The organism is Burkholderia sp. BCC1644 (assembly GCF_902833225.1).
Lineage (GTDB): Bacteria > Pseudomonadota > Gammaproteobacteria > Burkholderiales > Burkholderiaceae > Burkholderia.
On the sequence record NZ_CADFEI010000003.1, the window covers coordinates 77,118 to 90,581 of the forward strand.

The 13,464-nt window shown below is 67.4% G+C and carries 8 protein-coding genes; 2 read left to right on the forward strand and 6 right to left on the reverse strand.

The window, feature by feature from the left end; all coding sequences use genetic code 11:
* Positions 1 to 215: 215 nt before the first annotated feature.
* Positions 216 to 3,809, reverse strand: a complete 3,594-nt coding sequence (locus HWX87_RS06860; RefSeq protein ID WP_176046422.1) for a YadA-like family protein — start codon at positions 3,807 to 3,809, stop codon at positions 216 to 218.
* A 1,141-nt stretch (positions 3,810 to 4,950) separates the two neighbouring features.
* On the opposite strand from HWX87_RS06860, the gene HWX87_RS06865 reads away from it, so the two are divergent.
* Positions 4,951 to 5,766: a response regulator gene (locus HWX87_RS06865; protein WP_176046771.1), complete on the forward strand. Its 816-nt coding sequence runs from the start codon at positions 4,951 to 4,953 to the stop codon at positions 5,764 to 5,766.
* 21 nt (positions 5,767 to 5,787) lie between these two features.
* Here HWX87_RS06865 and HWX87_RS06870 read toward each other — a convergent pair whose 3' ends face one another.
* A complete protein-coding gene (locus tag HWX87_RS06870) occupies positions 5,788 to 7,980 on the reverse strand; it encodes a TonB-dependent siderophore receptor (protein WP_176046423.1) in 2,193 nt (730 codons plus the stop codon).
* A 349-nt stretch (positions 7,981 to 8,329) separates the two neighbouring features.
* On the opposite strand from HWX87_RS06870, the gene HWX87_RS06875 reads away from it, so the two are divergent.
* Entirely contained in the window at positions 8,330 to 9,337 is a 1,008-nt protein-coding gene (locus tag HWX87_RS06875; RefSeq protein ID WP_244137615.1) for a mannuronate-specific alginate lyase, read from the forward strand.
* 110 nt (positions 9,338 to 9,447) lie between these two features.
* On the opposite strand, the gene HWX87_RS06880 is transcribed toward HWX87_RS06875, so the two are convergent.
* Genes HWX87_RS06880 through HWX87_RS06895 form a run of 4 tightly spaced genes read right to left on the reverse strand, consistent with a single transcriptional unit; the run spans position 9,448 to position 13,448 of the window.
* Complete coding sequence (locus tag HWX87_RS06880) at positions 9,448 to 10,833, reverse strand: MmgE/PrpD family protein (protein ID WP_176046424.1); 1,386 nt, start codon at positions 10,831 to 10,833, stop codon at positions 9,448 to 9,450.
* On the reverse strand, positions 10,830 to 11,738 hold the full coding sequence (locus HWX87_RS06885; RefSeq protein ID WP_244137616.1) for a polysaccharide deacetylase: 909 nt from the start codon (positions 11,736 to 11,738) through the stop codon (positions 10,830 to 10,832). The genes HWX87_RS06880 and HWX87_RS06885 overlap by 4 nt, the downstream gene beginning before the upstream one ends.
* A complete protein-coding gene (locus HWX87_RS06890; protein WP_176046426.1) occupies positions 11,735 to 12,607 on the reverse strand; it encodes a polysaccharide deacetylase in 873 nt (290 codons plus the stop codon). Before HWX87_RS06890 ends, HWX87_RS06885 begins: the two co-directional genes overlap by 4 nt.
* 7 nt (positions 12,608 to 12,614) lie before the next feature.
* A complete protein-coding gene (locus HWX87_RS06895) occupies positions 12,615 to 13,448 on the reverse strand; it encodes an ABC transporter substrate-binding protein (protein WP_176046427.1) in 834 nt (277 codons plus the stop codon).
* Positions 13,449 to 13,464: the final 16 nt, after the last annotated feature.

Genomic DNA, 13,464 nt, shown 5'->3' on the forward strand with positions numbered 1-13,464 from the left:
CCGAAGCCACATGATACGGAGAAACCGGTGTCGTCACGTTGCCGGCAACGCGATCATCGCCAGCAAGCTCGGCATTCGCGCGGAAAGCCGCCGGCGGATCCTGGGCAAGACCGGTGTCGTGAATGCCCATGAACCGCTGGCCGGCCCAAACAGGAAAACAGCCTGTCACTCGCATGAGAAACAGGCTGTTCGTTACATCACTTAAAACGCGCCGGTCAGAACTGGTAACCCGCGCCGACCACCGCGCCGAAGTCCGACCGCGTGTTGCCCGTCACCGACGCCTTGACGACCCAGCGGTTGCTCTCCGTCACGTACGAGTACCCCGCCGCGAAGCCCTGCTGGCCGTGATAGTTCGACGTTGCCGCCGACACCATCGAGCGCCCCGCGCCCGTCGGCTGCGGCAAGCCGGCCACCGCCATCGCCGATGCGACGCCGCCGTACATGTCCTTCTTCAGGTCGTTGAACGAGTTGTACACCTGCCCGATGCGCTGGTCGGTGTAACCCTTCGCCTGCGTCGACGCCGCCGACAGGTTGTCGTTCAGCTGCTGCACGTTCACCGCGTCGGTCGGCGCCGTCCCGGCCGCGACGTTCGTGACCTGGCGCTCACTGCCCTTCGCGCCGACCGAGAACGAGTTGTCGCGATCGGCGACGGAGCCCTGGCCGACCGCCACGGCGTTCTTGCCGGTTGCCGTTGCCGTCGACCCGATCGACCCCGCATCGGCGCGCGCGATCCAGGTCGTGTTCGCATCGGTGGCCGCCGCACGGATCTTGTCGGTGGCCGCGGCGTTCTGCAGTGCCGTGTTGAACTGGCCCATGTTCACCGCGTCGTTGTCGTGTACGCCCGCCGCGACGCCGGTCAGCACGCGGTCGCCCGCCGTGCCGGAGAAGTTCACGCTGGTGCCGCCCGTGTCCTTCCCGACCGTGATCGCGCCGTTCGGATCCTGCTGCTGCACGAGGCCGGCCTTGCCGTTCGCGATGTTGGTCACGCTCCCCTGCAGGTTCGAGATGTCGGTCGTGTTCTTCGACACCTGCTGGTTGGTCGCGTACAGCTGCGAGCCGTTCACCGCATCCGTGCTGGTGGCGCCGAGCGTGCCGGCCTGCACGTTGGTGATGCGCGTGCCGCCTGCGCCGCCGAGCGTGATCGTGCTCTTCGAGCTGTCGTCGTACTGCACCGCGAGCGCGCCGAGCTGGTTGAGGTTCGACTGCACGTCCTTCAGCTGCTTCACGTTCACCGCATCGGTATCGCTGGTGCCCGCGGCGACGTTCTTGAGCACGACGGCCGAATTGACGTCACCCCCGACCAGCGACACCGAATTCAGCCGGTTGCCGTTCGTGTCGACGTCGTACTTGACGACGTTCTTCACGGCCTCGCCGGCCTGGTTCGATACGTTCGTGATCTGCTGTTCGAGCGCGGTTTTCACGCCCGACAGCTGGCCGCCGTTCACCGCGTCCGTGCTGCCCGCTGCGACGTTGCCGTCTGCCACGTTCGTCAGCTTCGTCGGCGCACCGCCGCGCGCCGCGCTGTACGCGCCGAGCTTCGGGTCGAACTGCAGCGCGTCCTGCTGCAGCCCGGCGATCGCGGCCGTATTGCCCGCGATGTTCGTTTCAGCGTTGCCGAGGCGCGTTTCGTGATTCTCGAGCGTCGTCGTGTTGCTGCCAACGCGGCCGTCGAGGTTCGTCAGCGCATCGCCGACGTTGTTGAACGAGCCGCCGCCGACCTTGTAGGACGGCGCGCTGATCGAGCCGTCCGGGTTCGCGGTTGCGCCACCGCCGAGCGCGGCCGCCGTCCCGTCGGTCGCGCGGCGCAGCTGCGCGCCGTTCACCGCGTCGGTACTGCCGGCCGCCACATTGCCTTCCGCAACGTTGGTCAAGTGCACCGGGCTTCCGCCGTTGCCGGCGCCGAGCGACACCTGCCGCTTGCTTGCATCGTCGTACTTCACGGCCAGCGCATCGAGCTGGCTCGTGCCGTCGTGAATCGCCGCGGTCAGCTGGTCGACGTTGACCGCATCCGTGCCGTTCGTGCCGGCCGCGACGTTGCCGATCCGTTGCGGGCCATGGCCGCCGTGGCTGGCATCGTAGGCGCCGAGGCCCGGGTTCCACTGGAGCGCATCCTGCTGGAGCGCCGCGATGTTGCCCGTATTCGTCGTCACCTGGTTGCCGACGGTCGTGATCGACTGGTTGAGCGCGTCGGTCGCCTTGCCGAGCTGGCCCACGTTCACGGCGTCGTTCGCGGCAACCCCGTCCGCGACATTGTGCAGGCCGACCGGCGCCGCTGCCGCCGTCCCGCCGAGCGTGACGCCGGTGTGGGCGTCGCTGTCGTACTGCACGGCGTTCTTCGTCGCGTTGTCGATCTGGCTGGTGATCGACGTGCTCAGGTTGCCGAGCGTCGTGCTGAGGTTGTTCGTCACGCTCGTGCTGAGCGACGCGAGACCGCCGCCCAGTTGCCCGACGTTGACCGCGTCGTGCGCGTCCTTGCCGTCGGCGACGTTGTGCAGCGTCGTGCCGTTCGTGCCCGCGAACGTCACCGAGTCGAAGCCGCTTGCGCCGTCGTATTTCACGTTGCGCGTATCGGCCGCCTGCAGGTTGCCGATGTTCGAGGCGGCCGTGCTCAGCGACGTATTGATGCCGGTCACGCTGGTCTGCAGGTTCGCGATGTTCGAGGCCGCCGTCGAAATGGACGTCTGCAGCGGCGCGACGCTGCCCTTCAGCTGGCCGACGTTGACCGCGTCGGTATCGGCCACGCCGGCCGCGACGCCGCCGATCGTGGTGCCGCCGGCGCCGTCGAGCGCGATCGCCGCATGCGTGTTGTCGGTGTATTTCACGACGTTCTGCGTGGCCGCGACGATGCTGGTGCTGAGGCTGTTGCCGACGTTGGTCACACGCTGGTCGACGTTCGAGATCGTGGTCGACAGCGAATTGCCGACCGACGTCACGCGCGCGTCGACGTTACCGATGCCCGTGCTGAGCGTGTTGTTCACGTTCTTCAGCTGCTGGACGTTGACGGCGTCCGTATCGGCCGCGCCGGCCGCGACGTTCTTGAGCTGGCGCTCGCTGCCGGTTGCGCCGAACGATACCGCGCCGCCGACCGGTGCGGCCGTGCCGCCGAACACCGGCGTGCCGCCATTGTTCGCGCCGATGCTCCCCGACCCGATCGCGACCTGGTTGTTGCCGTTCGTCTGCGCACCCGCACCGATCGCCACCGATTGCGTGCCGCCGGCGCGCGTCTGCGTCGCCGCGTCATACGACGCGCCGGCCGACACGCCATCGCTCGACGTCGGGTTCGCGCCGCCGATCGCAATCGAGCGATCGCCGCTGGCCAGCGCCGAGTGGCCGAGCGCGATCGAGCTTGTGCCGTGTGCATCCGCGACGTTGCCGAGCGCCATCGAGAAATCGCCGATCGCGGCTGACTGACGGCCGATCGCCAGCGCCGTGTTGCCTTGCGCGACGGCCACCGTGCCGATCGCGGTGGACGAGTTCGCCAGCGCCTGCGAGCCGACACCGATCGCAATCGCGCCGCCGCTGCTGCTGCCGCCGTTGCTGCTCGCGTTCGACTGGTCGCCGATCGCGATGCCGCTGGTGCCGGCCTTCGCATTCGTGCCCTGCGTCACGTTCGCGGTACTCACCGCCACGTAGTTCCCGCTCTTCGTTGCAACGCACAGCGGGTTGGTTCCGTCGATGCACTGCCCGGTCAGCGCGTTGTCCGGGTTGCCGCGGTCGACGAAATTGTCGGCGTGCGCGGCGCCGGCGATCAGCACACCTGCACCCGTGAACATCGCGGCGGCGAGCGCCGAAATCTGCTTCCTCTTCATGGCCTTCTGCTCCGTTGTATAGCGTCTTGTTTGAATACGGACTACTTACCTTTATTGACAGCTTCGACTTCGATTGCGATTGCGACTTCAGTGCGGAACCCGATTCCGGCATCCGGCCCGGCCACATCGGTGGTGACTTGCATCGACCGTTCGTTTCGACAGGACGATCGAAGCCTCCGGGCACGCCGTCTCTTTGCGGCCCGTTCCGTTAATCTGTAAACTGAATTAGGAATGCGTAATACTGTTTATGGGCGAGCCTTTCCCCGGCTGAATCCGGAGATTCGACCTGCCGTTATAAACACCTCTGATGTGATGTCGCGCCGACCGCGACCAACCCCGCTTCTTTTATTTCATCTTCGGCAACCGGCGTTTCGCTTCCATGCCACGAGCATTCGCTCGGATGCGCATCAACTGATGCGCCGGACTCGAATCGCACAACGTCCGTCACCGCTTGCGGCGCCTTCCGTTGCGCTGTGCCACCCGGCATTCAAAGTTCGGACGAATTATGGGACACGAGCTTGAATTATTAAAGGCGGCATTCTTTATAGATTGTAAAATTCAATGCATTCAATGGTTTACGTGAAATATCCGCGCCTCGCAAACGATTTCGCGCAGTCGATATTATTCGAAATGTTTTGCGCGGCGGATAAATACTTTGCCAAAGCGGATTTAAATTCAATTCGATCTCGAGACGATAATCTCGGAGCTGGCCGACAGCATCGGTTGTGCGCTGGTTGTTCGCGTAAACCATGAGCTTCGACGCATATCAACGCGCGGCGTTCCTGTCGTAAACCGCCATTTTTATAATCATGAAAGCGGAATGACGCGAATACAGTTGTCGCGTCTGGCGGGATTCGAAATAAGCTCCTACAATTCCGCTCGCATTGATTTCCGCAGTCGCGATCTTCACCACGCGAGCACGGCAATCGTCCGAGTCTTTGCCGGCTCAGTGATCAAAAAAGAACGAACGCCGTGGCTTGCGACGAACGGTTGCCTGCCGCGCAGTGCCGGCAATCTCCGGAATCGATGCGAGCGTGCGATGCATGTATGCGTCGTCATAGAGCGGCACACGACGTTTCCTCCGAACCGGGCAGGCCACCCGCGGAAACGCAGTCAACCGCCATTCCACAACAGGTGCACGATGCCTTCATCGATCTCCGCATTGAGCGACGCCCATATCCTGGTCGTCGACGATCAACCCGACCAGCTGCGCTTGCTGATCGACATCCTGCGCGACACGGGCTGCCGGATCAGCATCGCGTCGGACGGCATGCAGGCATGTCAGCGCGCGCAGGCGCTGTTGCCCGACCTGATCCTGATGGATGTCCGCATGCCGCGGATGGACGGTTTCACCGCGTGCCGGCTGCTCGCCGCCGATCCGGCCACGCGCGCGATCCCGGTGATTTTCCTGACCGTGGCCGGCGAATTGCATGAACGCCTCGAAGGGCTGGAAATCGGTGGCGTCGACTATGTCGTGAAGCCGTTCGAGCCGGCGGAAGTGGTCGCGCGGATTCGCGTGCAGCTCGCGCGGACGACGCGCGAACGGCCCGCCGATGCGGAGCAGGTGGACAGCCCGTTCGCGGCCGGCAAGGACGACGACATCATCGTGCGCGCGGCGATCCGCCACCTGTCGCGCACGCTGAACGACCCGCCGACGGTGGAGCAGCTGGCGCGCGCGGTCGGCACGCATGAAAAGCGGTTGTCGCGCGCGTTTCGCGACAATCTCGGGCAGACGGTGTTCGAGTACCTGCGGCACGAGCGGCTGCGGATCGCGCAGGATCTGCTGGATTCGACGTCGCTCAGCATTGCGAGCATCGCGAAGGAAATCGGCTTTTCCACGCCGGCCAATTTCGCGACGGCCTTTCGCGAACGCTTCGGCATCACGCCGACCGAATGGCGGCGCCAGCGCCAGGCGCGCTCGCGCAACGCACCCCGCGGGCCGCAACGCGGCGCGTAGGCGCCTTCGCCACGCTCGCGATCACCAGTTGTATTTCGCGCTGGCCAGCACGGTCCGCTCGTTGCCGAACACGCACACGGCGTACGACTGGCAGCCGCTGACGTAGCGCCGGTCGAACAGGTTCGCGACGTTCAGCGCGAAACGCCAGTGCGGCATGTCGTAATGCAACGCCAGGTCGTATAGCGTCGCGCTCGGCACCGTGAGCGAATTGTCGGGCGCGCCGGCCGACGCGCTCTGGTACCGCACGCCGCCGCCGATTCCGAGCCCCGACAGCGCGCCCGTGCGCCAGGTCCAGTCGGCCCACATCGACGCCATCTGCCGTGGCAGCGGCACGGAGACGGGCCAGTTGTTCAGCGACGCATCGTTCGCCTGCACGTTCTTGACGTCCTGATACGCATACGACGCGACGATCGACAACTCGCGCGTCACCTTGCCGACCGCGCTCAGCTCGATGCCGCGCGAGCGCACCTTGCCGGTCTGCACGGACGTCGTGCCGGTCGGGTCGAGATTCACCGGTGTCGGCGTCACGACGTTGGTCTGGTCGATCCGGTAGACGGCCGCGCTCAGCATCAGGTTCCTGCCGGGCGGCTGCCAGCGCAGCCCGGCCTCGGTCTGCGCGCCGCGCGTCGGTTTCGGCAAGCCGCCGCCGAACATCCGCACGCCGATGACGGGATCGAACGACGTCGAATAGCTCACGTACGGCGACAACCCGGCGTCACCCTGATAGGTGAGCCCGACGCGCCCGGAGAACGCACTGACGTCCTGCCGCGCCTGCGTACCGGCCGTCCGGTCGTCGAAGCGCGCATTCACGACATCCTCGCGGCCGCCGAGCGTCAGCGTCCAGCGCTGCCAGCGGATCTGATCCTGCGCGTACACGCCGAACGCGTTCAGCGCCGTGTACTGGTCGACATGGCCGAGCGACGTCGGGCCGGAGAAGATCGCGGCCGTCACCGGCCGGTAGACGGGGTGGTACAGGTTGAGCGACGGCGCCAGCGCCAGCCACACGCTGTTGGTCGTCGTCTGCCGGTCGAATTGCAGGCCGAACAGCAGCGTGTGCTCGAGCGGCCCCGTGCCGAAGCGCGCCTGCGCGTGATTGTCGATGTCGAGCCGGCTGTAGTTGAGCTGGAACAGCCCCGCGAATCGCATCATGTCGGTCGTGCTGCGCGGCGCGAAGCCGTTGCCGAACACCGTCGCATCGTCGAGCGACAGGTGCGACCAGCGCACGTCCTGGTGCAGCGTCCAGATCGCATTCACACGATGTTCCAGCGCGTAGCCGAGCGACCATTGCTTCTTGCGGTAGTCGTTGAAGGACGGGTCGCCCATGTAGATGTCCTGCGACAGGCGACCGTTCGGGTTCGGCAATACGGTGCCCGACGCGGGCAGGAAGTTCGACGAAATGTCGCCGCTGTCCTGCAGGAACGTCGCGGAGACCGTCAGCGACGTGTCGGCGTTCGGTCGCCACCGGAACGACGGCGCCAGCGCGACGCGCCGGTCGCCGTTCGGGCCCGTCTGCGCATTGCCGTCGCGCGCGACGCCGACAAACCGGTACGCAATCTTGCCGTCCGGGTCGAGCTTGTCACCGACATCGAGCATGACCTGCTTGCGCGCATCGTTGCCGATCTGCACGCCGGCCTCGCGCACGCGTTCGCCGTCGGCGAGCTTCGTATGGGCGTCGACGATCGCGCCGGGCTCGCCCGCGCCGTACAGCACCGACGTCGGCCCGCGCAGTATGGCGATCGAATCGATCGTGTACGGATCGACGCGCCAGTTCGCGATCACGGCCGTATTCGGCGCGGCGATGCCATCGACGTACAGCGTCGGCGTGAAGCCGCGCAACGCCGCATACCAGTCGGTCCGGCTGTCGGCGCCGAAGGTCGAGAAGCCCGGCACGTAGCGCAGCGCCTGGTTCAGGTCGGCCGCGCCGGTCATCTCGATCTGTTGCGCGGTCACGATATTGATCGTTTGCGGGATCTCGGCCACCGCCGTGTCGGTCTTCGTGCCGGCCGTGGTACGCCGCCCGACGAGCCCGACGGACGCGCCGTCGGCCGCCCCGTTCACGTCGATTGCCGGCAGCACGGCCGCCGCCGCGCCGGCCTGCGGCGCGCCCCCTGCATCCGAAGCCTGCGCGGGCGCGCTGCCTGCCGCCGCCACGCACAATGCTCCGCCGGCCGCGATCGCCCTCGCGTGTCGCGCCGCCTTCGTCCCCGTTACCATCGTTCCCTGCTCCGTCGTGCTGGTGGCCGATTCGGCCCGATCGCGGCGCGACGCATCGAACGGCGTCCGCCCTGTTTTGTCATGCTTGTGATGTCGATTGCGCGCGAGCCGGAATCCGATGGCCAGTGCCGTCGTTCGCGAGCGCAGCGATCATACCGGGCGAATATGGCGCGGTCTTCAAAAAAAGTGTGCGGACACGCGAATCCGGCGATCGCGCGGCGAAAACGGCGCAGGCACGCCATCGATCCGGCTGGCTGCCGCCGGGAAAGGCGGATGAAAGACGGGAACGCTAGACTGCGTTCGACCCGGAAACGGCTGCGGACCACGCGGCCCCGCACGATGCATTGCGATGCGTCGACCCGATGCGCCCGGCGTCACGACCGTTACCACCGGGGACCGTATGCGCCGCCTGTCGACTCGACCGCTGTTCGCCGTATTGCTCTCCCTGGGCGCGTTATTCGGCGCCGCGCCGTCGGCCCACGCCTGCGACCTGCCGGCGGCCGTCACGACGATCGATCCGCCCGGTTACTACGACGCCGCCGCCGGCTATGCGCGCGCCGTGAAGCCGATGCGCGATTTCATCGCGCGGCTCAACGCGGCGGCAGATCACGGCGACTGGTCGTGCGCATTGAACCTGCTGGAAAGCTGGGCGCGTGCCGATGCACTGATGGGCCGGATCTCGGGTTACCAGGGCCATTACGAGCGCTCATGGGCCGGCACCGATTTCGCGATGGTGATCCTGCGCATGCCGCGCGACGTGCGCGATGCGAATCGCGCGCGCTTCGACACGATCGATCCGTGGCTCGAACGCATCGCGATCGCGACCCGCGATGCGGAAGCGATCAACCACCTGCACAACAACCTCGTCTACTGGGCCGGACTCGACCTGATCGCGATCGGCACCGTGACCGGCAATGCGAGCCTCGTCGACTCGGGGCTGCTGCGCGTGCGCGAGGGCATTCGCGACATCGGGCCCGACGGTTCGCTCGCGCGGGAAGTCAAGCGCGGTAACCGCGCGCTGCACTATCACACGTTCGCGCTGCTGCCGCTCGTGTTCGCCGCGGAGCTCGTGCAGCGGCGCCATATCGATCTCTATCGGGAAAACGACGGCGCGATCGGCCGCCTCGCGAATCTCGTGATCGCCGCGGTGGAGAATCCCGTGAGCTTCACTGCCATCACGCCGGTCAGGCAGGACCTGTTCCCGTGGACGTTTCGCGATGAATTGAGCTGGGTCGAGCCGTACTACGCGCGCTTTCACGATCGTCGCCTGCCGGCGATCATCGCGCCGCGCCGCCCGTTCGGCGAATGGCGGCTGGGCGGCGATGTGACGGCGGCGTGGGGTGCGCCGCTGTCATGAGCCCGGTCACCCCCTCATGCGGCGCATCCTGTGCGTTGCCGTATCGTCGACCGGCAGCTTCTCACGCGAATGTTGCAGCCGCAACTGCCACACGCAGCCCATCGCCCCATTCAATCGAGGCTTTCCGGATCGCCTGCGAGCCGCTCGTTGAGCACGCGCGCGTCGGCTAGCCGGTCCAGCGACAGGCACAGGTCGCTCAACGCATCGACGCGCGCACCGTCGAGCGCCGTGCTTGCCAGCGCACGATATTTCGCCAGCAGCGTCGCATCCGGCAGCGGATTGCGCGGATCGCCGAGTGCGATCGGAACGTGACGCGATTCCCGCGTCCCGTCCGCGCGCTGCAGGGTCACCGTCGGCTCGTCGAGATCGCCAAGTTCCGGATCGACGTCGACCGTGATGCGCGCGAGCAGCGCGGTCACACGCGGGTCGGTGCGCCGGTCCGCGCGATAGGCGTCGATCCCGGTGTCGCCGAACACGAGCGCCGCCGCAACCGCGTACGGCAGACTCATCTGCGCGGACGACAGCGTCGACAGATCGCGACCGCCGCACATCCGCGCAACGAACGCGCTTGCACGCACCACCACCCGTTCGATCTCGCCGACTGTGAGCGTGCGGCCGCGCGCGAGTTGCAGCGCCGCGTCGACCGCCGCATGTGCGCTGCGGCACGACGCGTGCGGCTTGATCGAGCAGCGCATCAGTTTCCAGTGCGTGCCGAGGCCGTCGGTCAATGCGTCGGGCGCATGCGATTGCGCGGCGAACGTGTTGAAGAAGCCGCCCCACACGTCGTCGAACACGCGGGCGGGGCCGCTCACGCCCTCCCGGGCAAGCAACGCCGCCAGCACGCCGCCTTCCGCCGCGCGCCCGGCGTGCAGCCGCTTGGTCTGCGATCCGTCGTGGATGAAGCTCCACAGGCCGCCGGCGAAGCTCGCCGCGTGGCCAAGCGTGTCACGCGTGCGTGCGGCGTCGAGCCCGAGCACGCGCGCGCTCGCGGCCGCCGCACCGAACACGCCGCAACTTAGCGTCGAATGCCAGCCCGCACCGTTATGGGCCGAGTAGCCGCCCGCCGCCTCGAGCACGCGCCGGCCGACGTCGTATCCGAGCACGATCGCGGCCACGCATTCCCGGCCCGTCACGGGTTGGCTGGCGCACGACAGCGCGGCAAGCACAGCGGGCAGCACGACCGCGCCCGAATGATCGCAGCCGCCGGAATCGTCGAGCTCGAGCGCGTGCGCGGCAATGCCGTTGACGAACGCCGCGTCGCGCGCACTCGCGCTGCGTCGCGTGCCCCATAACGACGCGCCACCCCGCGCAACGGCGCCGGTCAGCGCGCGGGCGCTGCGTGTCTCGACGGCCGACGTGCCGGCCAGCGCGGCACCGAACGTGTCGAGGACATGACGTTTGGCTTTCGCGACGACGTCGTCCGGCACTGCATCGGCGGAGGTCCGTGCGACGAATGCCGCGAGCCGGGTGGCGCGCGCTTGCGTGTCGGTCGTCATCGTGCCGCCTCCTCTGCCACGCAGCGTGCGAACACGTCGACCGGATGGCCCGGCGCGTTGACGGGCGCCTGCGCATGCCACCAGCGCGCGATGTCGCGCCCCGTCGCGAACCATGCATCGCCGGTGCCGCGCAGGTGCGCGAGCAACGCGTGCAGCAGATCGATCCGCCCGGCCGTGCCGATGATCTCGGGATGCAGGCGCAGCACGCAGCACAGCCCGAAACGCCTGAACCCGTCGACGTCACGCCGCCAGTTGTCGAGCACGTCGCGGTACGCGGCGATGCGCGGCTGGCCTGCCGGCACGGGCGGTGACAGGTTGAACTCGAAGTACGGTTCGTCCTCGAGTTCGTAGTGCAGCGGCAGCTCGACGAGCCGCGCGCCGTTCGCGTCGCCGCCGTCGCGGGGATGCACGTAAGGCAGATCGTCGCCGCGCCACGACGACGACCACGTGAAACCTTCCGCGACGAGAAAATCCGCGAAACCATGGGCCCAGTTGCCGGTGAACGATCGAAAGCCGTCCGCGTCGCGACCGATTGCGTCCGCGAGCGCGGCACGCCCCGCGCGGCACGCGTCGACCTGTGCGGCAAGCGGCAACGCATCGAAATCCTCGCAGCGATAGCCGCTCACGCCGAGCTCGTGGCCGGCTGCGGCAATCTCGCGCACCGTATCGCGGTGCGTTTCGGCGACGGCGCCGGGCACGAACCAGCTCGCCGGCACGCCGAATGCGTCGAACGCCGCAAGCAGCCGGTCGACGCCGCGCGTCGCGCCGTAACGCCACACCGACAGCGATTTCTCGCGGCCGACGATGCGCGGTTCGCGCGTCTGGATGCCATGAATGTCGTTGAAGTCGACCGTGATCGCGACCGCGTATCGCGCGCCGCCAGGCCAGGAAGGAAGGTGGGTCAATTGCCGCTCCATTGCGTGGGTGCTGCATCCCGCGTGGCCTGCGCGAGCCACCAGTCGGCTACCTCGCGGCAGCGCGCGAACCATACGCCGTCCTGCGCGCGCATGTGGTCGAGCCAGGTCTCCAGCAGTGCGATGCGTCCCGGTTTGCCGCACACCTTTGGATGAAGGAGCGTCGTCAGGCACAGCCCTTCGCGGTATACGCCGTCGAATTCGCGCGTCCAGTTGTCGAGCGTCGCACCGTATCCGGCGATCCGGTCGAGGCCCGCCGGGTAGTCGGGGTTGCGGTGGTAGGCGAGCGACGCGTAGTCGTCGGTCTCCCAGCGGCCGGGGATCTCGACGAGCGGCGGTTCGCCCTCCTCACCATGCAGCAGGTACGGCCGGTCGTCGCCGCGCATCGAACTCGAATAGCGCACGCCCGCTTCGCGCAGCACCGCCACCGTCGCTGCGCTCCAGTCGCCGGATGGCGTGCGGAACCCAACGGGCCGCACGCCGAGCGTGCGCGCGAAGATGTCGGCCGACTGCGCCATGATCTCGCGCTGCCGATCGGGCGCGAGCGTCCAGAACGCTTCGTGCCGGTAGCCGTGATAGCCGATCTCGTGGCCGCGCTCGACGATCGCCGCGCATTGCGCGGGCCACGTCCGCGCGACCCAGGCGGGCACGAAGAACGTCGCGGGCAGCTCGAACGACGCGAGCATGTCGAGCAACCGGCCGAGCGCGCGCCACGGCCCGTAGCTGCCGAGCGTGAAATACGCGGGGTTGCGCCAGATCGACCCGTTCAGCATCGCGTCGCCGGTCGGGCCGTCGAGATCGAACGCGAGCGCGACGCACGCGCGCTGCGCGTCCGGCCAGCGGGGAGCCAGATCCGTCATCGCGCGCTCAGTGGGTGCCGTTGATCGTCGCCTTCGCCACCGCGTGCTCCTGCAGCCCCCATTTCGCGAGCAGCTTCTGGTATGAGCCGTCCGCGATCATCTGGTTGAGCGCCGTCGTCAGCGCGCTGCTCAGCGCGGTGTTGCTCTTCGCGACGCCGATGCCCGTGTATTGCGACAGGAACGGCTTGCCGACCGGCGCATACGCGTTCTGCTCGAGGCTGTTCTGATACGGCAGCGTCTCGCCACCCTGCACGGCCGCGTCGATACGGTTCTGGCGCAGCTGCATCCGCGCATCCGACGAGCCGTCGGTGCCCACCACGACGATCGCCGGCTTGCCGGCCTTCACGCAGTTCTCCGCGCTCCACGCGGTCGTGTTGTCCGGGAACGACGTGCGCCGGCTCGACCCGACGCGCTTGCCGCACAGCGCGTTCATCTGCGCGAACTCGCCGGCGCGCGCCTTCAGCGTGTAGAACTGCGGGCCCGTCTCGATGTAGTCGACGAACGTCACCGCATCGCGGCGCGTCGGCAGGTCGGTCATCCCGGACAGGATCATGTCGACGCGTTGCGTCGCGACCGCGCTCATCATCTGGTCGAAGCTCGTCTCGACCCAGTTCAGTTTCGCGCCCATCTTCGCGGCGAGGGCCTCGCCGAGATCGACGTCGAAGCCCGCCAGCTTGTCGGTCGCCGGATCCTTGTATTCGAACGGCGGGTAGTTCGGCACGATCGCGACGTTCAGCGTGCGTTTCGCGCTCGTGGATTGCGCGACGGCGAACGACGCGTGAAGCGCGAGTGCGCCGAATGCGACAGCGGCCAGCGTGCGGGTCAGGACGGATGCTTTCATGGGATGTCGCCTTGTC